This window comes from Agrobacterium sp. CFBP 3001 (genome assembly GCF_027871605.1).
Classification (GTDB): domain Bacteria; phylum Pseudomonadota; class Alphaproteobacteria; order Rhizobiales; family Rhizobiaceae; genus Agrobacterium; species Agrobacterium leguminum.
The window spans coordinates 165,460-187,999 of the sequence record NZ_JAQAHD010000004.1; the positions used below are offsets into that span (position 1 = coordinate 165,460).

Annotated in this window: 21 protein-coding genes; 14 read left to right on the forward strand and 7 right to left on the reverse strand. The window is 60.5% G+C overall.

The features are described from left to right. Positions 1–18: 18 nt before the first annotated feature. The 4 genes from PH605_RS07710 (at position 19) to PH605_RS07725 (ending at position 4,288) form a co-directional block, all read left to right on the forward strand. On the forward strand, positions 19–1,278 hold the full coding sequence (locus PH605_RS07710; protein ID WP_142844557.1) for an ABC transporter substrate-binding protein: 1,260 nt from the start codon (positions 19–21) through the stop codon (positions 1,276–1,278). Between the two features lie 150 nt (positions 1,279–1,428). Continuing rightward, positions 1,429–2,373: a carbohydrate ABC transporter permease gene (locus PH605_RS07715; RefSeq protein ID WP_121490427.1), complete on the forward strand. Its 945-nt coding sequence runs from the start codon at positions 1,429–1,431 to the stop codon at positions 2,371–2,373. Positions 2,374–2,376: 3 nt separating this feature from the next. Beyond that, a complete protein-coding gene (locus PH605_RS07720; RefSeq protein WP_035228147.1) occupies positions 2,377–3,207 on the forward strand; it encodes a carbohydrate ABC transporter permease in 831 nt (276 codons plus the stop codon). Positions 3,208–3,211: 4 nt separating this feature from the next. Next, on the forward strand, positions 3,212–4,288 hold the full coding sequence (locus PH605_RS07725; RefSeq protein ID WP_142844556.1) for an ABC transporter ATP-binding protein: 1,077 nt from the start codon (positions 3,212–3,214) through the stop codon (positions 4,286–4,288). A 3-nt stretch (positions 4,289–4,291) separates the two neighbouring features. Here PH605_RS07725 and PH605_RS07730 read toward each other — a convergent pair whose 3' ends face one another. The 5 genes from PH605_RS07730 to PH605_RS07750 form a co-directional block, all read right to left on the reverse strand. After that, on the reverse strand, positions 4,292–5,296 hold the full coding sequence (locus PH605_RS07730; RefSeq protein ID WP_142844555.1) for an ABC transporter ATP-binding protein: 1,005 nt from the start codon (positions 5,294–5,296) through the stop codon (positions 4,292–4,294). 12 nt (positions 5,297–5,308) lie between these two features. Then, the gene (locus PH605_RS07735; protein ID WP_142844554.1) at positions 5,309–6,133 is read right to left on the reverse strand and encodes a carbohydrate ABC transporter permease; all 825 of its coding nucleotides are present in this window, start codon (positions 6,131–6,133) and stop codon (positions 5,309–5,311) included. A gap of 245 nt (positions 6,134–6,378) precedes the next feature. After that, a complete protein-coding gene (locus PH605_RS07740) occupies positions 6,379–7,251 on the reverse strand; it encodes a carbohydrate ABC transporter permease (protein ID WP_104679882.1) in 873 nt (290 codons plus the stop codon). A 66-nt stretch (positions 7,252–7,317) separates the two neighbouring features. Next, positions 7,318–8,595 (reverse strand): D-tagatose-bisphosphate aldolase, class II, non-catalytic subunit, encoded by a 1,278-nt coding sequence (locus tag PH605_RS07745; protein WP_142844553.1) that lies wholly within the window; start codon positions 8,593–8,595, stop codon positions 7,318–7,320. Next, entirely contained in the window at positions 8,592–9,599 is a 1,008-nt protein-coding gene (locus tag PH605_RS07750) for a tagatose kinase (protein ID WP_161987803.1), read from the reverse strand. The genes PH605_RS07745 and PH605_RS07750 overlap by 4 nt, the downstream gene beginning before the upstream one ends. Positions 9,600–9,911: 312 nt before the next feature. On the opposite strand from PH605_RS07750, the gene PH605_RS07755 reads away from it, so the two are divergent. From PH605_RS07755 to PH605_RS07800, 10 genes are all read left to right on the forward strand, one after another. Continuing rightward, the gene (locus PH605_RS07755) at positions 9,912–11,225 is read left to right on the forward strand and encodes an ABC transporter substrate-binding protein (protein ID WP_161987802.1); all 1,314 of its coding nucleotides are present in this window, start codon (positions 9,912–9,914) and stop codon (positions 11,223–11,225) included. Between the two features lie 259 nt (positions 11,226–11,484). Then, on the forward strand, positions 11,485–12,255 hold the full coding sequence (locus tag PH605_RS07760) for a galactitol 2-dehydrogenase (RefSeq protein WP_142844551.1): 771 nt from the start codon (positions 11,485–11,487) through the stop codon (positions 12,253–12,255). A gap of 16 nt (positions 12,256–12,271) precedes the next feature. Further along, positions 12,272–13,282, forward strand: a complete 1,011-nt coding sequence (locus PH605_RS07765) for a D-altritol 5-dehydrogenase (RefSeq protein WP_142844550.1) — start codon at positions 12,272–12,274, stop codon at positions 13,280–13,282. 116 nt (positions 13,283–13,398) lie between these two features. Continuing rightward, the gene (locus PH605_RS07770; RefSeq protein ID WP_142844626.1) at positions 13,399–14,412 is read left to right on the forward strand and encodes a LacI family DNA-binding transcriptional regulator; all 1,014 of its coding nucleotides are present in this window, start codon (positions 13,399–13,401) and stop codon (positions 14,410–14,412) included. 262 nt (positions 14,413–14,674) lie between these two features. Then, on the forward strand, positions 14,675–16,033 hold the full coding sequence (locus PH605_RS07775; RefSeq protein ID WP_161987801.1) for an NAD(P)H-dependent oxidoreductase: 1,359 nt from the start codon (positions 14,675–14,677) through the stop codon (positions 16,031–16,033). A gap of 17 nt (positions 16,034–16,050) precedes the next feature. After that, positions 16,051–16,353, forward strand: a complete 303-nt coding sequence (locus PH605_RS07780) for a putative quinol monooxygenase (RefSeq protein ID WP_078053652.1) — start codon at positions 16,051–16,053, stop codon at positions 16,351–16,353. 12 nt (positions 16,354–16,365) lie between these two features. After that, the gene (locus tag PH605_RS07785) at positions 16,366–17,268 is read left to right on the forward strand and encodes an NAD(P)-dependent oxidoreductase (RefSeq protein WP_142844548.1); all 903 of its coding nucleotides are present in this window, start codon (positions 16,366–16,368) and stop codon (positions 17,266–17,268) included. A 22-nt stretch (positions 17,269–17,290) separates the two neighbouring features. Continuing rightward, complete coding sequence (locus tag PH605_RS07790; protein WP_142844547.1) at positions 17,291–18,286, forward strand: DctP family TRAP transporter solute-binding subunit; 996 nt, start codon at positions 17,291–17,293, stop codon at positions 18,284–18,286. Positions 18,287–18,415: 129 nt separating this feature from the next. Beyond that, positions 18,416–18,967 (forward strand): TRAP transporter small permease, encoded by a 552-nt coding sequence (locus PH605_RS07795; protein ID WP_078053641.1) that lies wholly within the window; start codon positions 18,416–18,418, stop codon positions 18,965–18,967. A 3-nt stretch (positions 18,968–18,970) separates the two neighbouring features. Further along, complete coding sequence (locus PH605_RS07800; RefSeq protein WP_035225683.1) at positions 18,971–20,251, forward strand: TRAP transporter large permease; 1,281 nt, start codon at positions 18,971–18,973, stop codon at positions 20,249–20,251. A 24-nt stretch (positions 20,252–20,275) separates the two neighbouring features. Here PH605_RS07800 and PH605_RS07805 read toward each other — a convergent pair whose 3' ends face one another. Both PH605_RS07805 and PH605_RS07810 read right to left on the reverse strand, forming a co-directional pair. Then, complete coding sequence (locus tag PH605_RS07805) at positions 20,276–21,172, reverse strand: LysR substrate-binding domain-containing protein (RefSeq protein ID WP_142844546.1); 897 nt, start codon at positions 21,170–21,172, stop codon at positions 20,276–20,278. A gap of 85 nt (positions 21,173–21,257) precedes the next feature. Next, complete coding sequence (locus tag PH605_RS07810; protein ID WP_142844545.1) at positions 21,258–22,466, reverse strand: MFS transporter; 1,209 nt, start codon at positions 22,464–22,466, stop codon at positions 21,258–21,260. Between the last annotated feature and the right edge of the window lie 74 nt (positions 22,467–22,540).

A 22,540-nucleotide genomic window follows, 5' to 3' on the forward strand; every position in this document is an offset into this window, starting at 1 on the left:
AAAAAAGGGGAGAACGACATGAAAAAACTGGTAACAGCAGCAATCTTCACCGCCCTGATGACCGGAACGGCGCTGGCGGACACGACCTTGAAACTGGTCGAGGTCATCACAAGTCCCGAGCGGACGGAAACGCTGAAAGGCATCGTCTCGAAATTCGAGGCCGCCAATCCCGGCACCAAGGTGGAAATCATCTCCCTGCCGTGGAGCGAAGCCTTCCAAAAATTCGCCACCATGGTCTCGGCCGGCGATGTGCCTGACGTGATGGAAATGCCCGACACATGGCTGTCGCTTTATGCCAATAACGGTATGCTCGAGAGCCTTGAGCCCTATCTTGCCAAATGGGAGCACACCGCGGGCCTGAGCGAGCGCACGCTCGAACTCGGCCGCGATGTCAAGGACACGGCCTATATGCTGCCCTATGGTTTCTACCTGCGCGCCATGTTCTACAACAAGAAGCTGCTGGAACAGGCAGGCGTGAAGGAGCCGCCGAAGACGCTCGACGAATTCGCCGATGCCTCGAAGAAGGTCGCGGCCCTTCCCGGCAAATATGGCTATTGCCTGCGCGGCGGCCCCGGCGGGCTGAATGGCTGGGTGATGTTCGGCGCCTCCATGGCCGGTTCGAACGAGTTCTTCACCAAGGACGGCACCTCCACCTTCGACAGCCCCGGCTGGGTGAAGGGCCTGACCTATGTGATCGATCTCTACAAGAGCGGTTACGCGCCGAAGGACAGCGTCAACTGGGGCTTCAACGAGATCGTTGCCGGCTTTTACTCCGGCACCTGCGCTTTCCTCGATCAGGACCCGGATGCGCTGATCGCCATTGCCCAGCGCATGAAGCCGGAAGATTTCGGCGTCATGACCATGCCGAAGGGACCTGACGGCAAGACCTTCCCGACGATTGGTTTTGCTGGCTGGTCGATGATGGCGAAGTCTGAAAACAAGGACCTTTCCTGGAAGCTGATCGAGACGCTCGAAGGGCCGGAAGGCAATATCGAGTGGAACAAGAAGACCGGCGCGCTGCCGGTGCACAAGTCGGCGGAGAAGGACCCTTTCTATGCCAGCGAGCAGTTCAAGGGCTGGTTTGACGAACTGGCGGACAAGAACGCCGTGCCGACGAAAATGCCGACCTATCTTGAGGAATTCGCTTTCTTCAAGGATTCGCTTGTGATCAAGACGTCGCAGGAAGCGCTTCTCGGCGATATCACGCCGGAAGACCTTGCCAAGCAATGGGCTGATTACATGACCAAGGCGCAGCAGAAGTTCCTGGCCTCGAAGTAACGACATTGACCGGCCGTGCGGGCGCACATGCCCGTGCGGCGGTCTTGCCGGCCTTCGCTGCGACAGGCCTTTTCATAGAAATTTTTTGGATCGGTAAGCCGAGAGGCTGGAAAACCCGTCCGTTCCGTCGTCCGATCAGGGAGCGATACAATGTCCTATGCCCATGGCGCCGGGCCGGTGGCTGCGCGCAAACCGGCTGGCAAGCCCGCGATGCGGCGGTTTGCCGATTGGGCCGAACCGTGGCTTTACAGCGCGCCCGTGCTGGTGCTCATTGTCGCCGTCATGCTGGTGCCGCTGGTGCTTGGCCTCTCCTATGCATTTCGCGATGTGCAGCTGCTCAATCCGTTTTCCGGCGGTTTCGTTGGCCTCAAACATCTGGAGACGCTCTCGCAGGATGCGGCCTTTTACCGGGCGCTGAAAAATACGTTGTGGTGGACCGGCGCTTCCGTGTTCCTGCAATTCTTCTTCGGCCTCATTCTGGCGCTGCTGCTCGATAAACCCTTTGCGGGCAGGGGGCTGGCGCAGGCGCTGGTATTCCTGCCATGGGCCGTGCCGACTTTCCTTGCCGGTCTCAACTGGGCGTGGCTGTTCAATCCGGTCATCGGGCCGCTGCCGCACTGGATGGTCTCGGTCGGGCTGTTATCCGCACCCAACAATATCCTCGCCGATCCGCAGCTTGCCATGTGGGGGCCGATCATCGCCAATGTCTGGTGGGGCATTCCCTTCTTCGCCATCACTTTGCTTGCGGCACTTCAGGCCATCCCGCGCGATCTTTATGAGGCGGCGGAAATTGACGGGGCAAACCCGCTGCAGCGCTTCACCTCCATAACCCTGCCGTTTCTGGCGCCCACCATCGCCATCACCATCCTGTTGCGCACCGTCTGGATCGCCAATTTCGCCGATCTCATCATCGTCATGACCAATGGCGGGCCGGCCGACCGCACGCAGATCGTCGCCAGCTACATCTTCACCCAGGCCTTCAGGCGGCTGGATTTCGGTTATGCCTCGGCCATCGCGCTGGTGCTGCTGGTGCTGCTGCTTGCCTATTCCATGCTGATCGTGCTGCTGCGCCAGCGCCTGATCGAGAAGGACTGACCGATGACATCAAGGATATTTCTCACCCTTGCCCATCGTCTGGCGATCCTTGCCTATATCGCCTTTGCGCTGTTCCCACTCTTCTGGCTGCTCAAGGTGTCCGTGACGCCGAATGACCTGCTCTATAGCGAAGGTGTCAGGATGTGGCCATCGCGGGCGACCTGGGATCATTATCGTTTCGTTATAGAAAACAGTGCCTTCCCGACGTTTTTTAAGAACAGCGTCATCGTCGCGGGCTCCACGGCAATTGCCGTAACGATACTCTCCTCGCTGTCGGGTTACGCGCTGTCACGCTTCCGTTTCAAGGGCAAATACTGGATCGTGGCGCTCATGCTGATCACCCAGATGTTTCCGCTGGTCATGCTGGTCGCGCCGATCTTCAAGATGCTGTCGCCCCTCGGCCTCACCAACAGCCTGACGGGCCTCGTCATCGTCTATACAGCCTTCAACGTGCCCTTCGCCACCTTCCTGATGCAGTCGTTCTTCGATGGCATTCCGAAGGACCTGGAAGAGGCGGCGATGATCGACGGGGCAAGCCGGTTTACGGCCTTCCGCCAGATCATCCTGCCGCTGACGCTTCCGGGCATTGCCGCGACGCTCGGTTTCGTCTTCACCGCCGCGTGGAGCGAGCTTCTGTTTGCGCTGATGCTGATTTCCGGCAACCAGAGCGCCACTTTCCCGGTTGGCCTTCTGACCTTCGTTTCGAAATTCTCCGTCGATTTCGGGCAGATGATGGCGGCGGGCGTTCTGGCGCTCATTCCGGCCTGCCTCTTCTTCCTGCTCATTCAACGTTATCTCGTGCAGGGCCTCACGGCCGGCGCGGTGAAAGGATAATCCCATGGCTTCCATCGAGTTGAAGAATGTCGGCAAGACCTATGGCGACCTCGCCGTGCTGCATGGCGTCGATCTTGATATCAGGGATGGCGAGTTCATCGTGCTCGTCGGTCCCTCCGGCTGCGGAAAATCGACGCTGCTGCGCATGATCGCCGGCCTTGAAGAGATAACGTCCGGCGACCTGTCCATCGACGGTGAACGTGTCAATGATCGCCGGCCTAAGGATCGGGATATTGCCATGGTCTTCCAGTCCTATGCGCTCTATCCGCATATGAGCGTTGCCGACAATATGAGCTATAGCCTGCGCCTGCGCCGCAGCCCGAAGGAAAGCATCGCGGCGGCGGTCGCCGGTGCTTCGACAAAACTCGGCCTCGATCCCTATCTCGCCCGCCGCCCGAAGGCGCTCTCCGGTGGCCAGCGCCAGCGCGTCGCCATGGGCCGCGCCATCGTGCGCCAGCCAAAGGCCTTCCTGTTCGATGAGCCGCTATCCAACCTCGATGCCCGGCTGCGCGAGCAGATGCGCGCCGAGATCAAACGCATGCATGCCGATCTTGGCGCAACCTCGGTTTACGTCACCCATGACCAGATCGAGGCGATGACGCTTGCATCCCGTATCGTCGCCATGAATGCCGGCCATGTGCAGCAGATCGGCGCACCGCTCGATCTCTATGATCGCCCCGCCAATCTCTTCGTTGCCGGCTTTATCGGCTCCCCCGGAATGAATTTTCTCGAAGGGCGGCTCGGGCAGGAGAACGGCGGCAGTTTCGTCGTGCTGGGTGACGGCACGCGCCTTGCGCTTGGCCGGGAAGTGGACCTCGCCGATGGTGAGCCGGTCACGCTCGGCATCCGCCCGGAACATGTGATCGTCGCGCCGGCTGAAGGCGGTGTGGAAGCGACGGTTGATCTGGTCGAGCCGACCGGCCTCGGCGTTATCCTGCACCTCACCGTGCATGGATTGCCGTTCAAGCTGTTTTCTTCAGACCGGGCATTGTTGCAGCCAGGCAAGTCCCTGCGGGTCGATTTCCCGCAGGAAAAGCTGCATGTCTTTGATCGGAATGGCGTCAGGATCGGGGAGGCGTGAGGCTCAGGCCGATATCGCCACACCCTTCTCATCGAACCTGTGGATCTTGGTCTCATCGGGCGTGATGAAGACGGTATCGCCGTGTTTGCACTCGAACTCGCCATCGGTCCTTGCGGTAATCGGCCCGATGCCGTTCACCTCGAGATGCAGGAAGGTATCCGATCCGAGATGTTCGGCGACGGTGACCTTGCCCTGCCACAGTCCGCTTTCCTTCGACAGCACCAGATGCTCCGGCCGCACACCGGCGGTGGTGGCTCCCTTTTGGCGGGCATAATCGCCGGTCACCAGGTTCATGCGCGGCGAGCCGATGAAGCCGGCGACGAAGAGGTTGGCGGGGGAGCGGTAAAGCTCCATCGGCGAGCCGACCTGCTCGATATTGCCGCGGTTGAGCACGACGATCTTGTCGGCCATGGTCATGGCTTCCACCTGGTCGTGGGTGACGTAGATCATCGTTGTCTTCAGCGTGTTGTGCAGCTCGGAGATTTCCAGCCGCATGGTGCCGCGCAGCGCCGCATCGAGGTTGGAAAGCGGCTCGTCGAACAGGAAGGCGGAAGGTTCGCGCACGATGGCGCGGCCGATGGCGACACGCTGGCGCTGGCCGCCCGACAGCTGCGAGGGCCGGCGCTCGAGATAATCGGTAAGGTTCAGCACCCGGGCCGCGTCTTCGACCTTCTTATCGATGATCGCCTTGTCGAGCTTGGCCATCTTCAGCGGGAAGGCGATGTTGTTCCTGACACTCATATGCGGATAAAGCGCATAGGACTGGAACACCATGGCAAGGCCGCGCTCGGCCGGCGCCTTTTCGGTGACATCCTTGCCGTCGATGACGATCTTGCCGCCGGAAACATCTTCCAGACCGGCGATGAGGCGCAGCAGCGTGGACTTGCCGCAGCCGGAGGGACCGACGAAGACGACGAACTCGCCGTCGTTGATATCGAGATCGATCGACGGGATGACCTTTGCCTCACCGAAGAGCTTGGACACGTTCTGAAGGGAAATGCTGCCCATGTTTGTCGTTCCTTATTTCACGGCGCCAAAGGTCAGGCCACGCACGAGTTGTTTCTGCGAGAACCAGCCGATGACGAGAATGGGGGCGATCGCCATCATCGAGGCGGCCGAGAGTTTTGCCCAGAACAGCCCCTGCGGGCTTGAGAAGGAGGCGATGAAGGCCGTCAGCGGGGCGGCATTGGTGGTCGTCAGCCGGATGGTCCAGAAGGATTCGTTCCAGGCGAGGATGACGTTCAAGAGCAGTGTCGAGGCAATGCCCGGAACCGCCATCGGGGTCAGTACATGGACGATCTCGTTCCACAGCGATGCGCCATCCATGCGGGCGGCTTCGAGAATCTCGCCGGGGATTTCCCGGAAGTAGGTGTAGAGCATCCAGATGACGATCGGCAGGTTGATGAAGGTCAGCATGATGGTGAGCCCGATGCGGGTATCGAGCAGGCCGGCATTGCGGAAGATCAGATAGATCGGCACCAGCACGGCGACGGCCGGCATCATCTTGGTGGAGAGCATCCACATCAAAATGTCCTTGGTGCGCTTGGTCGGCGAGAACGCCTTGGCCCAGGCGGCGGGAATGGCGATGATCAGCGCGATGATCGTCGAGCCGAGCGACAGCACCACCGAGTTCATGAACGGCTTGAAGTAATCGCGCTGGGTCTGGACCGTCACGTAATTCTCGAGCGTGCCCGACGGAATGAGGCTGAAGCCGGCGATTGCCTCGGGCTCGGTCTTGATCGAGGTGAGGAAGGCGTAAAGGATCGGGAAGAACAGCAGCAGCGCCACGGCCCAGGCCGCGATGGAAAAGCCGATCTTTGCGCGAGTGGTTGTCTTGCGGGCCATGATTAGACCTCCCCTGAAGCGATAGCGGCAAAAGCACGGCGCTGTTTTTGTGTGGAGACGGAGACATCCGCTCCACCCTCATCCCTGTGCTTGTCACAGGGATCCAGCCAGCCCAAGTCTTTGGGCTGAGAAAGAGTCTTCCCGCCGCGCCGACGCACGTCGGCTGGATTCCTGTGACGAGCACAGGAATGAGGGAGGTTGGAAGGCCGTCCAGAGAACAAAACCATGGTCATATCGCGCTCCCCCTACCGATCCAGATTCTTGCCGACGGCGCGCATCAGGAAGATGGCGACGATATTGGCGAGGATGACGGCGATGATGCCGCCGGCCGAAGCGCCGCCGACGTCGTAGCCCAGAAGTGCTGTGCGATAGATGAGGAAGGCGAGGTTGGTGGAGGCGTAACCGGGGCCGCCATTGGTGGTGACGAGGATTTCCGCGTAGACGCCGAGCAGGAAGATCGTCTGGATCAGAATGACGACGGTGATGGCGCGCGACAGATGCGGCAGCGTCAGATAGACGAAGCGGTTGACGAAGTTGGCGCCATCCATCTCGGCTGCTTCCTTCTGTTCGCCATCGAGCGACTGCAGGGCGGTCAAGAGGATCAGCGTCGCGAACGGCAGCCATTGCCAGGCGACGATGATGATGATGGACAAGAGCGGAAACTGCGCGAACCAGTCGACCGGCTGGAAACCGAAGAAGCGGGAGAGATCGGCCAGCACGCCGTAACCGGGATGCATGATCATGTTCTTCCAGACCAGTGCGGCCACCGGCGGCATGACGAAGAAGGGCGAGATGATCATGATGCGCACGATGCCCTGGCCGAAAATGTCATTGTCGAGCAGAAGCGCAATGGCGATGCCGCCAACCACCGTGATGAGCAGCACGCCGCCGACGATCAGAAGCGTGTTCCAGATCGACTGGAAGAAGGCCGGGTCGGTATAGAAATACTGGTAATTGAACAGACCAGCGAAGCTGACATTGGCCGGATTGAGGAGATTGTAGTTCTGGAACGAGAACCAGAGCGTCATCGCCAGAGGCACGATCATCCACACCAGCAACAACAGCACCGATGGCGCAAGCATGACCCGCGCTAATCCGCTCGTGTTTCGGGTTGCCATGAGTTTCCCCTCCCTGACCGATACCCGCAACGTCTCCCGCCGGGGCATCCCAATTTAACGATTGTCTTAGTGACGATCTTCGCCGGTTGCCGCATGGTAGGTCGCCAGCACCTGATCCACTGCCGCGACCAGAACCTCCTCCATATCCTTTCCTGCAACTGCCGCGAGCGGCAACTCGCCGAGATACTGGCGCAGCAGGGGTTCGGGAATTGTCTTCCCATCCAGCGCCTTATGCAAGGCGGAAACGGCCGCAAGCGCTTCCGGCCGCGTCCAGTAATAGCGGATACGGTCGCTGTAGCTGTAGTGGCGCTGCAATCGCAGCGTGATGTCATCGCCATGGTAATGTCCGCGCCAGTCGCCGGGTGAGGAAAGCATCAGCTCCTCCATGGTGCGCGCCAAAGGACGGTCGCCATAATCGCCGATCATCTCGGAGGCGATCATGTCGAGAGCGTAAAGCGCCTCGCGATAGGCGAAGGTCAGGCCGGGGCCCACTTTCAGGATGGGATATCCATCGCATACCAGTGTCGTGAGGGCGGCCTGCGTCTGGTAATCGGTGGAATGGGCCTCGAAGACCAGTTGCGGTTCGGCGTCCAGCACGGCGCTCAAGGCGGTGGCCGCTTGCGGGTCGTAAGCGACGACATTGTCGCTGCCGAATTCCACGCCGGGCTGCACGACAAAGGCGATGACCCGCTCGAACGCATCGGAAAGGCCGTGTCGCGCGAATATTTCGCGGTGAAGGTCGATGGTTTGGCGCGCCGCCTGCGGCTGCGTCGGTGCGACGGTGTCGAGCACATGGTCCGCACCCCCCGGCACCGGCACCTCGGTGCCGAGAATATAAAGCGGTCTCGGCAGGCCGGCAGCCGCGGCCGCCTTTTCGGCGACGGTTGCAAGCTTGGCGGCGCGGTTGGCTATCGTGTCGTCGTCCAGCGCCGCCGGTTCACCGGCGCAGCCCATCGAGGCATCGAGATGGATCTTGCGAAAACCCGCCGTCACATAGGCCTCGACCATGGCGGCGGCTTTTGTCAGCGCTTCCTCGGCCGTTTCCCTGCGCCAGGGATTGGGGCCGAGATGATCTCCGCCAAAAATCACCAGTTCGCGGGGCAACCCTTCTTCCTCGGCAATGCTGTTGACGAAGCTGACGAAGTCCCGTGGCGTCATGCCGGTATAACCGCCGAGATGATTGACCTGATTGCAGGTCGCCTCGATCAGCACCGGTGTCTTGCCGGCGGCGGCACGGCGGATTGCGGCGCGCAGAACCACGGGATGGGCGGAGCAGACGGAGGTTATGCCGGCGGGCTTGCCGGAGCGGCGCGCGGCGGCGAGATTTTCGAGTATACCGGTCACAGGATTTCCTCCGACAGTTGCGCGGCCAGAAAGGCGTCGAGTTCGGAAAGGCTGGCGGCGCCCTCCATCGGGCCACGGCGGGTGACATTGTGCGCGCCGGCGGCATTGGCATAGGTGAGCGCCTTTTGCGGATGCATGCCGAGGCGGCGGCAGGTGAGATAGGTCGCACCGAAACAGTCGCCGGCACCGGTCGGGTCGATTTCGCGGACCCGCAAGCCGGGGACGTCGATGCGCCCATGGGCGCGGCTGAAATGGCTTGCGCCATCCGCGCCGCGCTTCAGCACGATTTCGCCGATACCGGAGGCAAGCAGCTTTTCAATCGCCGCCTCCTCGTCATTCAGCCCGGAGGCCGCCTGAAGTTCCTCGCCGGAAGGCAGGAGAAGATCGGTAACACCAAGCAGATCGTCGATCAGCCTGCGGCCGGCATCGCCCTGCGCCAGTTCCTTGCGGATGTTGGGATCGAAGGAGACCGAGCCGCCGCGCGCCTTGACGCGTCTGATGGCTTCGAGAATGATTTCGCCAATGCCGGCAATCGCGAAGGCCGATCCCATGACATGCACATGGCCGGCTTTTTCGATGAGAGCCTGCGCTTCAGCCGTCATATGCGTTTCGCTGGCCGCCGAATGGGCGATGTTGAAAACGAAGTCCCTTGCGCCGTTTTCCCGGTAACGCACGAAGGCGCTGCCCGTTGGCCGATCGGGGATGGTAGCGATGGCTGAGACGTCGACGCCGTCGCCGCGCAGCCTCTCGACATTGAGACGACCGAAATCGTCGTCACCCACTGCCGCAATGATGCCGGCGGCTCCGCCGCAGCGCGCCACCTGATCGATGAAGATGGCGGGTGCGCCGCTCGGGAAGGGGCCGATCAGCGCCTGCGGCTCGAGAAAGCCGCTTCCCACCGTCGTCGCCATGATCTCCACGAGGATTTCGCCGGCCGTGATGGTCGGGCCTTTCGTGTGCGGCGCCAGTGCGGATGTCTGCCTCATCGTCTCCTCCATATGCATTCGGCTCCCGTCCTTTTGGCGGAGGTAATCCCGCCGTCCCGAGGGCTTCTGGTTTTCGGATATCATTCAAAAATTTACGCGCGTCAATATATGAGATGACGAAAATTTTGTTGCATCGCAGCAAGAGGAACGCCTTGGGAAATAATTTTTTATGATATTATCCGTTTTAAAACAGTGAGTTACTGGTGCTGGCGACGATGTCTCCATGCTCCGATTTATTTTCGGACGTTGACAAGAGCGCGGATTTTGCGAGATAAAAAATTTACGCATGTATTGTTATGCGTGGACATCCGTAAAGGAGGAGCGGGTCTCATGAGCAAATTAACTGGAATTCTGTCATCGTCCGTGGTTGGCATCGGCCTTTTCGCCGGTCTGGCGCAGGCAGAGGAAATCAACATCGCCACCGTCAATAACGGCGACATGATCATCATGCAGAAGCTTTCCAGCGCCTGGGAGAAGGAGACGGGCAACAAGATCAACTGGATCGTGCTGGAAGAGAATGTTCTGCGCGAACGCGTCACCACCGATATCGCCACCAATGGCGGCCAGTTCGACATCATGACCATTGGCGGTTACGAAGCGCCGATCTGGGGCAAGCAGGGCTGGCTGGCGTCGGTCGACGATCTCGGCGACGATTACGATTACGCCGATCTGCTCGATCCGATCAAAAAGGGCCTGACTGTCGATGGCAAGCTTTACGCGGTGCCGTTCTACACCGAAAGCTCGTTCACGCTTTACCGCAAGGATCTGTTCGACGCCGCCGGCCTGAAGATGCCGGATAATCCGACCTACGACCAGATCAAGGATTTCGCTGCCAAGCTGACCGACAAGTCGAAACAGCAATATGGCATATGCCTGCGCGGCAAGCCGGGCTGGGGCGAGAACATGGCCTTCCTCGGCACCATGATCAACACCTATGGCGGCCGCTGGTTCGACATGGACTGGAAACCGCAGCTGACGAGCGAGCCGTGGAAAAAGGCGATCTCGGATTATGTGGCGCTGATGAGCTCCTACGGCCCGCCCGGCGCGGCCGCCAACGGCTTCAACGAGAACCAGACGCTGTTTTCATCCGGCCGTTGCGCCATGTGGATTGACGCCACCTCAGCGGCGGGCCGCGTTTATGACCCCAAGCAGAGCCAGGTTGCCGACAAGACCGCGTTTACGCGTGCTCCGGTCGAGGCAACGCCGAACGGGTCGAGCTGGTCGTGGTCCTGGAACCTCGCCATTCCAAACAGCACGAAGAAGCTTGAAACCGCCAAGTCCTTCGTCAAATGGGCGACCTCAAAGAACTATGTGAAGACGGTTGGTGAAAGCGAAGGCTGGGTGGCCGTGCCGCCGGGCACGCGCAAATCCACCTATGAGTTGCCGGAATACAAGAAGGCCGCGCCTTTCGCGGATACCGTGCTGAAGGCGATCATGTCGGCCGATCCGTCCAAGCCGACCAAGGATCCGGTGCCCTATACCGGTGTGCAGTTCGTCGCCATACCGGAGTTCCAGTCCATCGGTACGGTTGTCGGCCAGCAGATCGCGGCAGCCCTCTCCGGCCAGCAGACCGTCGATGCGGCGCTCGAAGGCGCACAGAAACAGGTCGAACGTGACATGACCCGCGCGGGCTACATCAAGTAGCCGCGTCCTCCCGGCGTGCCGCCCGTTCGTCACTTTGGCGGCGGGCGGCATGGGTGGGGCTTTCGCACCCGTCTCCTCATTCCTGTGCTTGTCACAGGAATCTAGCCAGCCCAAGTCCTTGGTTTGGAAGGACTCTCTTGCCGCGTGAGAGCCGTGTCGGCTGCATTCCTGCAACAAGCAGGAATGAGGGGAGTGAGGAAAAGCATCGAACAACAAAAGAGCATGGCCAGATTACCCGCCATGCATCATGGAGATCGACATGAGATTGAAGAACAAGGTCGCGCTGATTACCGGCGCCGCCCGCGGCATCGGCCTTGGTTTTGCGCGGGCTTTTGCCGATGAAGGCGCGAAGGTGATTATCGCCGATATCGATATTGCCCGCGCGACGGCTTCCGCCGCGGCCATCGGCCCTGCCGCCAAGGCCGTGAAGCTGGATGTGACCGATCTTTCCGAGATCGACGCCGTGGTGAAGGCGGTAGATCAGGAATTCGGCGGCATCGACATTCTCGTCAACAATGCCGCGATCTTCGACATGGCGCCGATCAACGGCATTACCGAACGGAGTTATGAGCGGGTCTTCGACATCAATCTCAAGGGACCGCTGTTCATGATGAAGGCGGTTTCCAATGTGATGATCGAGCGGGCGCGCGGTGGCAAGATCATCAATATGGCAAGCCAGGCCGGCCGTCGCGGCGAAGCGCTCGTCACGCTTTATTGCGCTTCCAAGGCGGCGATCATTTCCGCCACGCAGTCGGCGGCGCTCGCGCTCGTCAAGCACGGCATCAATGTCAACGCCATTGCACCGGGCGTGGTGGATGGCGAGCATTGGGAAGTGGTCGATGCGGAATTCGCCAAATGGGAAGGCCTGAAGCCGGGTGAGAAGAAGGCGGCGGTGGCGAAATCCGTGCCGATCGGCCGTTTTGCGACGCCCGATGACATCAAGGGTCTCGCGGTTTTCCTCGCCTCTTCCGACAGCGACTATATTCTCGCCCAGACATATAATGTCGACGGCGGCAACTGGATGAGCTGAAAAGCCGGAGATGACCATGCATGCCATTCAATTCGTCGAGAAGGGACAGGCCGTTCTGGCGGAAGTTCCCGTTGCCGATCTGCCGCCTGGCCACGCGCTCGTGCGGGTCAAGGCTTCGGGGCTTTGCCACACCGATATCGACGTTCTCCACGCGCGTTACGGCGACGGTGCCTTTCCGGTCATTCCGGGGCATGAATATGCCGGTGAAGTTGCGGCCGTGGCCGCCGATGTGACGGGCGTAAAGGCCGGCGACCGGGTGGTGGTCGACCCCAATCTACCGTGCGGCACCTGCCCGAGTTGCAGGAAGGGGCTGACCAATCTGTGCAGCACGCTGAAGGCCTATGGTGTCTCCCATAACGGTGGTTTCGCGGAATTCAGCCTGGTGCGCGCCGATCACCTGCATGGCATCGGCTCCATGCCCTATCATGTCGCGGCGCTGGCCGAACCGCTTGCCTGCGTCGTCAACGGCATGCAGAGCGCGGGTATCGGCGAGAACGGAACGGTGGCTGAAAATGCGCTGGTTTTTGGCGCCGGTCCCATCGGCCTGCTGCTTGCCCTGTCGTTGAAAGCGCGCGGCGTCGAGACGGTGACGATTGCCGATATCAACGAAAGCAGGCTGGCTTTTGCCGAAGGTCTCGGGCTTAAGGTGGCGGTTTCCGGTTCGGAAGCGCTGCTGCGGCAACAGAAGTCTTTCGATGTCGTGGCCGATGCCACCGGTATCGCCCCCGTTGCGGAAGCGATGATCCCGCTGGTTGCCGATGGCGGCACGGCGCTGTTCTTCGGCGTCTGCGCGCCGGATGCCCGCATTTCGGTCGCACCCTTCGAAATCTTCAGGCGTCAGCTGAAGCTTGTCGGTTCGCATTCGTTGAACCGCAACATACCGCAGGCGCTTGCCATTCTGGAAACGGATGGCGATGTCATGGCGCGGCTCGTCTCGCACCGGCTGCCGCTTTCGGAGATGCTGCCGTTCTTTACGAAGAAACCATCCGATCCGGCCACCATGAAAGTGCAATTTGCAGCCGAATGATCGTTTGGTGGTTGATAACCGCAGTCGACCGGCTTTTCGTGCGAAGGCCGGTCGATATAAAGTACCACATGTAATATTTCATGGGGGCAAGCACTTTGGCCAAATCTATCAGGACGATGGAAGAGTTTTCGGAATTCGTCGGCCTTTCGCGCCCGACTGTTTCGAAATACTTCAATGATCCGGCCTCGGTCCGCAAGAAGACCCGGGACGCCATCGAGGATGCGCTGAAGAAATCGGGCTTCAGGCCTAATATTTTCGCCGTCAACCTCAACCGCCGCCGCTCCAATATCATTGGCATCATCATCCCGAATTCCACCGATCCGTTCTATATGGCGCTGACGAGCCGTATCGAGCTCATCGCCAACGAGGCGGGCTTCCTTGCTTTCGTGCTGTCATCGGATGGCAAAGCGGAAATCGAAGACCGCGCCATCCGCACTTTCAAGTCGATGAATGTCGCCGGCGCGATCATCGCGCCGCTGGGCGTCAAATCCCACCGCGCCACGCTGGAGCAACTCGCCGCCAGCATTCCGATCGTTTATGTCGATTCGCCGCTCGACGAGACCTCGGCCTTTGTTGGCACCGACAACCGCCAGAGTGTCGGGCTGATGGTGGATTATCTCTGCCGCTCGGGCGAGCCGCCCTGTTTCTTCGACATGCCGCAGGTCAATACCAATGCCGCCACGCGTCGCACCGCCTATGAGGAGGCCATGCGGCGCCTTGGTTTCGAGCCGCAGGTGATCAAGGTTCCGGACATTGTCACCTGGGATTTCGAGCGTTTCGCCTTCGATGAGGCGGGCCGGCTGCTGGAAGGGGCGGGTTCTCTGCCATCGCGCACCATTCTATGCGCCAACGACCGTATCGCCTTCGGCGTCATCGCAGCCGCCTTCCAGAAGGGCCTCAGGGTCGGCCATGGTGCGGATTATGACCTCAGGGTGGCCGGCCATGACGATCATCCGCTGTCGCGTTATGCCTGTCCGCCGATTACCACCGTGGCGCAGAATTATAACGAGATCGGCAGGCTGTCGATTGAGCTTCTGTTGCAGAAGCTGGACGAGGAGGCGGATGACACGACGCGGATGCGCGAGCGCATTCTCCTCAGCGCCGATCTGATGCTGCGCAAATCGGCCTGATGATCTGTTAGATAAGCTAAACAAAGAATCTGATTTTCTAAATAGAACTAATATTTGAACGCTCCTACTCTGTTCTCAAGGTTGCTTTGGGAGGCGACCGCGAGAGCCGGCGCAAAGGCGTGCCGGGATCCGGGAGGAACGCAGAAACGTCATGTGGCCAGCGCCGCGAGGGGTGAACCTTCGCAGCCTTGGTATCGCATGGCCTTCGCCGGGCAGTCTGGACATTCTCGCCAGCAATTTCCCCAGCGAAGGATGTCAAAACATGAATCTCTATTCTCTTCTGTCAGCGCGTGCAGCCGGCGGCAAACCCGTGCGGGTCGGCCTCATCGGCGCGGGCAAGTTCGGCTCCATGGTGCTGGCGCAGGCGCAGCGCATTGCCGGTTTCCATATGGTCGCCGTCGCAGACCTCAATGTCGGCAAGGCGAAGGAATCGCTGGATCGCGTCGGCTGGCCGAAGGAGCGTTACGATGCGAAGAGCTGCGCCGAGGCGCTGAAGAGCGGCAAGACCTATGTGACCGACGATGTGAACGAGCTTTTCGCCTGCGGCGAGATCGAATGCGTGATCGAGGCCACCGGCCATCCGCTGGCCGGCGCGCGCCATGCGCTGGGCGCCATCGACCACAACAAACATGTCGTCATGGTCAATGTCGAAGCCGATGTCATGGTCGGGCCGATCCTTGCCGAAAAGGCCCGCGCCAAGGGCCTGATCTATTCGATGGCTTACGGCGACCAGCCGGCGCTGATCTGCGAGCTGGTCGACTGGGCGCGCGCCACCGGTTTCGAGGTCGTTTCCGCCGGCAAGGGCATGAATTTCGAGCCGCGTTACCGTTATTCGACGCCGGACACGGTCTGGGGTTATTTCGGCTGGACGGACGAGGAAGTGGCCAAGGGTGACTTCAATCCGAAAATGTACAATTCCTTCACCGACGGCACCAAGGCTGCCATTGAAATGGCGGCCGTCGCCAACGGTACGGGACTGGATTGCCCGGATGACGGTCTGGCTTTCCCGCCGGCCGGCCTGCACGATCTCGCCCGTGTTTTCCGTCCCGCCGCCGATGGCGGCCGCATGGCGCGTTCCGGCCTCGTCGACATTGCCGCAAGCCAGGAGCCGGATGGACGCGAGGTGTTCAATAACATCCGCTATGGTGTTTTCGTCACCTTCAAGGCCCACAATGAATATGCCCGCGCCTGCTTCAAGCAATATGGCCTGCTGACGGATCCGTCCGGCTGGTACGCCTCCATGTGGCGTCCGTTCCACATCATCGGGCTGGAAACCTCGATCAGCGTGCTTTCCGCCGTGCTGCGCAACGAAGCGACCGGTTGCTCCAAGGAGTTCCGCGGCGATGCCGTCGCCACGGCGAAGAAGGATATGGCACCGGGCGAGATGCTGGACGGCGAGGGCGGATACGCGGTCTGGGCTAACGCCATTCCGGCCACCCGCAGCCTCGATATGAAGGCGCTGCCGATTGGCCTTGCCCATAATGTCAAACTGAAGCGCGCCATCAAGAAGGACCAGATCGTCAGCTTCGACGATGTGGAGCTGGTGAACGACCTCGATGTGGTGAAGTTGCGTCAGGACATGGAAAACCGCTTCCGTCCGCAAAAAGACGCAGCTGCGTAATGGACGGAGAACGGAACATGTCGAAAGGAGCTTTCGTGGTGATCGCGGAATTTCGGGTGAAGCCTGACGCGATGGATGCCTTTCTCGACGCCGCACGCGATGACGCCCAGCATTCGGTTCAGGATGAACCGGGTTGCCGACAATTCGACGTGGTGCGGCCGGAAACGGGGAACAATGTGGTGTTTTACGAGGTCTACGACGACCGGCAGGCTTTCGACGATCATCTCAAAACACCGCATCTCGACCGGTTTCGGGAAGCATTTCCCGCCCTTATCGAAGAAGAACTGCCGGTGCGTTTCCTGAACCGGCAATGGCTCTGAAAGATGGAAAAGATGGCTGACATTCGCCGGATCGCCGTTATCGGAACGGGTATCATGGGTGCCCCCATGGCGGGGCGTCTGGCGGAGGCCGGGTTTTCCGTCAAAGCCTGGAACCGCAGCGCTGAAAAAGCTGCGGTTCTGGCGGCAAAAGGCGTGCAGCCGGCGGCCACTGCTGCCGAAGCCGTGGTCGAAGCCGATGTCGTCATCTGCATGCTGAGTTCCGGGCCGGTCTGTGACGAGGTTCTGCTCGGTGCCTCGGGTGTCGTTTCCAACATGAAGCCCGGTGCTATTCTGCTGGTGATGAGTTCCATCCCGGTCGACAGCGCACGGGAACAGGCAGAGGTGGCCAAGGCTTATGGCGTCGCTTATGTCGACGCACCGGTTTCCGGCGGTGAAAAGGGAGCGATCGAAGGAACGCTCGCCATCATGGCCGGCGGCGAACAGCAGGATGTGGATGCATTGCGGCCACTCCTCAATTGCCTTGGCCGCGTCACCCATGTCGGGCCGGTGGGCTGCGGCTCATTGGCCAAGCTCGCCAACCAGCTGATCGTCGCCTCGACAATCTGCGCCGTTGCCGAAGCGTTGACGCTGGTTGAAGCGGGGGGAGCCGACCCGGCGCAGGTGCGCCAGGCTTTGCTGGGCGGTTTTGCCGAATCCACCGTTTTCCGCCAGCACGGCAAACGCATGGTGGAAGGCGATTTCCGTCCCGGCGGGCCGGCGAAATATCAGGTGAAGGATACGTCCACGGCGCTGGCCTTCGCCAGAAGCCGGGGCCTCAGACTACCGGTCGGCGAGGAGGTTGACCGGCTGTTCCGCTCCATGGTCGAGCATGGCGCGGGCGAGCTTGATCACAGCGGTGTGATCCTTGAGATTAAGCGCATGAATGCGTTCGGAGGAACGCTCGAAACTGTTTGAGAGACGACAAAGGGAGGAACACATGAAAATTTCAAAACTTTACGGGCTGGCTCTGGCCGCCACCATGCTGGTCGCATCCATCGCGCAGGCCGAAACGCTGACGCTTTCGACGCCCGATGCGGATACGTCCGAAATCACGCTTGCCGCCAACAAGTTTGCCGAGATCGTTTCGAAAAAGACCGATGGCAAGCTCAAGATCAAGGTGTTTCCGAACGGCACGCTTTATGGCGGCGACCCTTCAGCGGGTGTCAAGCAGCTGGCCGGCGGTTCACTCGACATGCTGTTGAACTCGACCTCGCTTTACGCGACCTTCAATCCCAAGTTCACGGCCATCGCCATTCCCTACCAGTTCCGCGATATCGACCAGCTCCGGGTCTATCTCGACAGCGATCTCGGCAAGGAACTTTCCACCGATCTCAGCAAAATCGGCATTCTCGGGCTCGATCTCTGGTCGCGGCCGCTGCGCCAGATCACCAATTCCAAGGCGCCGATCAAGTCGCCGGCCGATCTCAAGGGCATGAAGCTGCGGGTGCCGAACAATCCGCTCTGGGTCGAGTTCTTCGGCGCCATGGGCGCTGCTCCGACGCCTATGGCCTTTGCCGAAGTCTATAACGCTCTTCAGCTGAAAGTTGTCGACGGGCAGGAAAACCCGGTCAACGTGCCGGTCAGCGCAAAGCTTTATGAAGTGCAGAAGTATCTGACGATCAGCAATCACATCGCTGACGCCTGGGTGCTGGGCATGAACCCGGCCCGCTTCGAAGGTCTCGATGAGAACTTCAAGGTCGCGCTGAAGGAAGCAGCCACCGAGACCGAAGCCTGGAAGGCGCAGAACGACGCTGCCGATATCGACAAGTCGCTCGAAACGCTGAAGAAGAACGGCATGGAGGTCAACACGCTGACCGATGACGAACGCAAGGCCTTCGTAGAGGTCGCAGCCGGGCTTTCGGCGAAGTTCTCCGCACTGGTGAAAGATCAGGCGTTCTTCGACAAGACGCAGGCTTTCCTCAAGACGAACTGACGTTTTCGCGCAGGGAAGGCCGGATCTCGGTCCGGCCTTCCCCAACGTCAGCAAGGGTTGCTTTGCCGCAGAGGCAGGGTGGCATTCGTTTTACCGGATATCCGGTTTCAGCAGTGGAAGGGTATTGTCATGAACGATACGAAACCTTCGGTGCTCGGCACCATCGTTAAACTCATCGCCGATGTGGCCGCAGGGGCAGCCTGTGCCGGCATTCTCATCGTCGTTCTTCTTCAGGTCATTGGCCGCCTTGCCGGCAGCCCGCTTCCCTGGACCGAGGAGGCGACCCGCTTTCTTTTCATCTGGATGGTCTTCCTTGGCCTTGCGGCCGGTTTCCGCACCGTTGAAAGCGCCCGTGTCGTGGTGTTTCTGGTGCTGTTTCACCGCTTCTTCCGGCGGCTGGCGGTGCCGATCTATGTCGGTTCCTCGGTGTTCTTTTTCGGCATGATGGGCTGGACGGGCCTCACTTTGGTGCGCCAGCAGATCATGATGAACGAGACCGCCGCCACCCTGCCGATCCCCATGTGGACCATCGGCATTGTCTTGCCGGTTTCCGCCGTCATCGCAGTGCTGGCCATCATCGAATCGCTGCGCAGCCGCCGGGAGCTTATCGCGCTTCCCGAGCTTGGCCTGCCGGCGGATGAGATCGCCCATGCCGATATTTCCATTTCAGCAGGACATTGAGCCATGTCGGTCTTTCTTCTCGTCGCCTTTTTTGGTCTCAGTATGCTCGGCGTGCCGCTTGCCATCGCGCTCGCGCTCGCCAGTGTCGGCACGCTCTGGCTCTTCACCTCCATGCCCATGGACCTGCTGTCGCAGACGATGTTCTCGTCGATGAACTCCTTCCTCCTCGTCGCCGTGCCGCTGTTCATTCTCGTCGGCACCGTCATGGAACGAGGGCGTGTGGCGGAGCGCATCTTCGATTTCGCCGAGGCCATGGTCGGCTGGCTTCCCGGCGGTCTCGGCCATGTCAACGTCATCTCGTCGGTCATCTTTTCCGGCGTCTCCGGCTCGTCCGTCGCCGATATCGCCTCGGTCGGCGCCATCGAGATCAAGGCCATGGAGCGCCACGGTTTTCCGAAGGGTTATGCCGTCGGCATGACGCTCTGCACCTCCACGCTCTCCTCGATCATTCCGCCGTCGATCCTGATCGTGATTGCCGGCTCCATCGCCAATGTGTCGATCGGCACGCTGCTGATCGCGGGTCTGGTGCCCGGCCTCTTCATCGCCTTCGCCTTCCTCGTCTTCAACCACTTCTATTCGGTGCATTACGGTTACAATCCGCCGACACCGTTCAATTTCCGTCTGGTGGTCGTCACCGGTCTGCGCGCAATCCTGCCGATGCTGACACCGCTGATCCTCATCATCGGCATTGCCAGCGGCCTGTTCACGCCAACGGAGGCCGCTGCCATCGCGGTGGTTTATGTCGCGGTGCTCGGCGTTATCGTCTATCGCACGCTGCCGGTGCGGGAGCTGCCGGAAATATTGATCTCGACGGCGCGCATTTCCGGCACCATCCTGTTCATCGCCGCTACCTCGCAGCTTGCCGCCTGGGTCTTCACCTTCGATGGGCTGCCCGAACAGGTGGCCGAGCTTTTGAAGGCCATGAACCTTGGCCCGATGACCGGTATGCTCGTCATCTTCGTCTTCCTGCTGATCATCGGCATCTTCATGGAAGCGATCCCTGCCATGTTCATCCTCATCCCCGTGCTGATGCCGCCGGTGGAGGCACTGGGCATCGATCCGATCCATTTCCTGATCGTGACTGTCATGACGCTGACGCTCGGGCTGGTGACGCCACCGGTGGGGGTCTGCTTGTTTGCGGCGGCACAGGTGGCGAACATGAAGATCGAGGATGTCATTCGCGGTTCGCTGGCGCCGATGACGGTGCTGACGCTCGCCATCTTCGCGCTGGTGCTGTTCCCGGTGCTGACGCTCGGGCCAATCCGGCTGATGGGGCTTTATTGACGCGAAAACGGATTGCCTGAAACATCAGACAACGCGACGGGCTTGCCACTCGTCGCGTTGTTTTCGCATCCACTCCAGAAAAAGCGTCACTTTTCTCTGCCGCAGATGGGAATGCGGGCAGACGATCCATTGGGTGACGAGCTTGATGCGCGGCGCGTCCGTCACGGCCGGCACCAGCATTTTGTCCTGAAGCTCCCGCTCCATCATCAAGGTGCTTTCCAGCGCCACGCCAATGCCGAGAACGGCGGCATCGATGGCCATGTGGCTGCGGTCGAACAGCACCCGCCGCCAGTGCTTTTCGGCTGTCACGCCGGCCAGAGGGAACCAGTGGTTCCATTGCGCCTGCGCCTTCACCGAATGGATCAGCCGCTGGTTCTGCAATTCCTCGGGCAGAAATTTACCCGCACCCTTATAATTCGGCGAACAGACCGGCAGGAATTCCTCCTCCACCAGCCCTTCCACGAAGAGGCCCGGCCAGCGGCCATCGCCATGGCGCAGCTCTATATCGACGAGTTCCTGCGAAAAATCGGTGGGCTCGTTGGTGCCGTCAAGGCGCACTTCCAGTTCAGGATGCTCCTCCAGAAACGAGCCGAGACGCGGCAGCAGCCATTTGTTGGATATGGTCGGCGTCGCCCGGATCGTCAGCGTGGTGACAGAGCGGAAGCCGCGAATACTGTCGGTGGCGTCCGATATCTGCTCGATCTGGGCGGTGATCATCGAGAAATAGCGCTCGCCCGCTTCCGTCAATGTCACCTTGCGGCCGGTTCGCGCCATCAGGGTCGTGCCGAGCTGGCCTTCCAGCAACTGGATCTGCTGGGAAACGGCCGAAGGTGTGACACTCAGTTCCTCCGCCGCCCGTGAAATACTGCCCGCCCTTGCCGCGGCGTGGAAAACGAGGATCGATTTTATCGGGATTTGCATGGGTAGGGCTTTGCTCAACGGAATACGGCGGTCACCTGAGTATCACAGGTGACCGCCGTGTTGAAAAGCGTTGAACGCGAGGCTTTTAACGGTGGCTCGGCAGTTTGGGCAGGAACACCGTGAGCAGGCCGAGCAGCGGCATGTAGGAGCAGATGCGGTAGACGAATTCGATGCCTTCCTTATCCGCATAAACGCCCAGAACTGCCGCCCCGATGCCGCCGAAACCGAAGGCGAAACCGAAGAACATGCCGGCGATGAGGCCGACGCGGCCCGGCACCAGTTCCTGCGCGAACACGACGATGGCCGAGAAGGCGGAGGAGAACACGAAGCCGATGACGACGACGAGAATGGCTGTCCAGAACAGGTTCGCATAGGGCAGCAGCAGCGCGAAGGGAATGACGCCGAGGATCGAGAACCAGATGACGATGCGCGAGCCGAAGCGGTCGCCGATTGGGCCGCCGAAGAACACGCCCAGTGCCGAAGCGCCGAGGAAGAGGAACAGCAGAACCTGCGCGTCCTGAACACCAAGACCGAACTTGTCGATGGTGTAGAAGGTGAAGTAGCTGGACAGGCTGGCGAGATAGGCATTCTTGGTAGCGGTCAGAACCACCAGCACCAGAAGCGTCATGATCACCGTGCTACGGGCAAGGGGAAGGGTGCGGCTGGCCGGAGCCTTGCCGACCGTTGCGCGGCGATGGCGGGTGTACCAGACGCCAACCCAGGAAAGCACGCCAAAACCGACGAGCGCGATCAGCGAGAACCAGCTGAGGCTCGTCTGACCGAGCGGGATGACGATGAAGGCGGCGAGCAGCGGGCCGATGGCCGTGCCGGTATTGCCGCCCACCTGGAAGAATGACTGGGCCAGACCATGGCGGCCGCCGGATGCGAGGCGCGCGACGCGGGAAGCTTCCGGATGGAAGATCGCCGAACCGATGCCGATGAGGCAGGCGCCGATCACCAGAACCTCGAAACTATGGGCGAAGGCGAGCGTGATGAGGCCGGCGCAGGTGGACAGCATGGCGACGGGCAGGGAGAACGGCATCGGCCAGCGATCCGTCACCATGCCGACAACGGGCTGCAGCAGCGAGGCGGTGACCTGAAAAGCGAAGGTAAGCAGGCCGATCTGCACGAAATCGAGCGCGTAATTGGCTTTCAGCAGCGGGTAAAGCGACGTCAGCAGCGATTGCATGATGTCGTTCAGCATGTGGCAGAAGCTGGCTGCTGCGATGATTGAAAACGCCGTGCGTTGCGGGTTGAACCCGGTGCTGGTGCTGGCGCTGGTGACAGTGGCCATGATGACGTCCTCTCCGGTTCCCGGCGGAAGGCGGGAAACATGTCTTTATTTCTTCCCGCTTTTATTCATATTGT

Excerpts from the sequence above, each read along its gene's own strand:
- PH605_RS07710 (WP_142844557.1), top strand. The coding sequence starts at position 19 with ATGAAAAAACTGGTAACAGCAGCAATCTTCACCGCCCTGATGACCGGA.
- PH605_RS07715 (WP_121490427.1), top strand. The coding sequence starts at position 1,429 with ATGTCCTATGCCCATGGCGCCGGGCCGGTGGCTGCGCGCAAACCGGCT.
- PH605_RS07720 (WP_035228147.1), top strand. The coding sequence starts at position 2,377 with ATGACATCAAGGATATTTCTCACCCTTGCCCATCGTCTGGCGATCCTT.
- PH605_RS07725 (WP_142844556.1), top strand. The coding sequence starts at position 3,212 with ATGGCTTCCATCGAGTTGAAGAATGTCGGCAAGACCTATGGCGACCTC.
- PH605_RS07730 (WP_142844555.1), bottom strand. The coding sequence starts at position 5,296 with ATGGGCAGCATTTCCCTTCAGAACGTGTCCAAGCTCTTCGGTGAGGCA.
- PH605_RS07735 (WP_142844554.1), bottom strand. The coding sequence starts at position 6,133 with ATGGCCCGCAAGACAACCACTCGCGCAAAGATCGGCTTTTCCATCGCG.
- PH605_RS07740 (WP_104679882.1), bottom strand. The coding sequence starts at position 7,251 with ATGGCAACCCGAAACACGAGCGGATTAGCGCGGGTCATGCTTGCGCCA.
- PH605_RS07750 (WP_161987803.1), bottom strand. The coding sequence starts at position 9,599 with ATGCATATGGAGGAGACGATGAGGCAGACATCCGCACTGGCGCCGCAC.
- PH605_RS07755 (WP_161987802.1), top strand. The coding sequence starts at position 9,912 with ATGAGCAAATTAACTGGAATTCTGTCATCGTCCGTGGTTGGCATCGGC.
- PH605_RS07760 (WP_142844551.1), top strand. The coding sequence starts at position 11,485 with ATGAGATTGAAGAACAAGGTCGCGCTGATTACCGGCGCCGCCCGCGGC.
- PH605_RS07765 (WP_142844550.1), top strand. The coding sequence starts at position 12,272 with ATGCATGCCATTCAATTCGTCGAGAAGGGACAGGCCGTTCTGGCGGAA.
- PH605_RS07770 (WP_142844626.1), top strand. The coding sequence starts at position 13,399 with ATGGAAGAGTTTTCGGAATTCGTCGGCCTTTCGCGCCCGACTGTTTCG.
- PH605_RS07775 (WP_161987801.1), top strand. The coding sequence starts at position 14,675 with ATGAATCTCTATTCTCTTCTGTCAGCGCGTGCAGCCGGCGGCAAACCC.
- PH605_RS07780 (WP_078053652.1), top strand. The coding sequence starts at position 16,051 with ATGTCGAAAGGAGCTTTCGTGGTGATCGCGGAATTTCGGGTGAAGCCT.
- PH605_RS07785 (WP_142844548.1), top strand. The coding sequence starts at position 16,366 with ATGGCTGACATTCGCCGGATCGCCGTTATCGGAACGGGTATCATGGGT.
- PH605_RS07790 (WP_142844547.1), top strand. The coding sequence starts at position 17,291 with ATGAAAATTTCAAAACTTTACGGGCTGGCTCTGGCCGCCACCATGCTG.
- PH605_RS07795 (WP_078053641.1), top strand. The coding sequence starts at position 18,416 with ATGAACGATACGAAACCTTCGGTGCTCGGCACCATCGTTAAACTCATC.
- PH605_RS07800 (WP_035225683.1), top strand. The coding sequence starts at position 18,971 with ATGTCGGTCTTTCTTCTCGTCGCCTTTTTTGGTCTCAGTATGCTCGGC.
- PH605_RS07805 (WP_142844546.1), bottom strand. The coding sequence starts at position 21,172 with ATGCAAATCCCGATAAAATCGATCCTCGTTTTCCACGCCGCGGCAAGG.
- PH605_RS07810 (WP_142844545.1), bottom strand. The coding sequence starts at position 22,466 with ATGGCCACTGTCACCAGCGCCAGCACCAGCACCGGGTTCAACCCGCAA.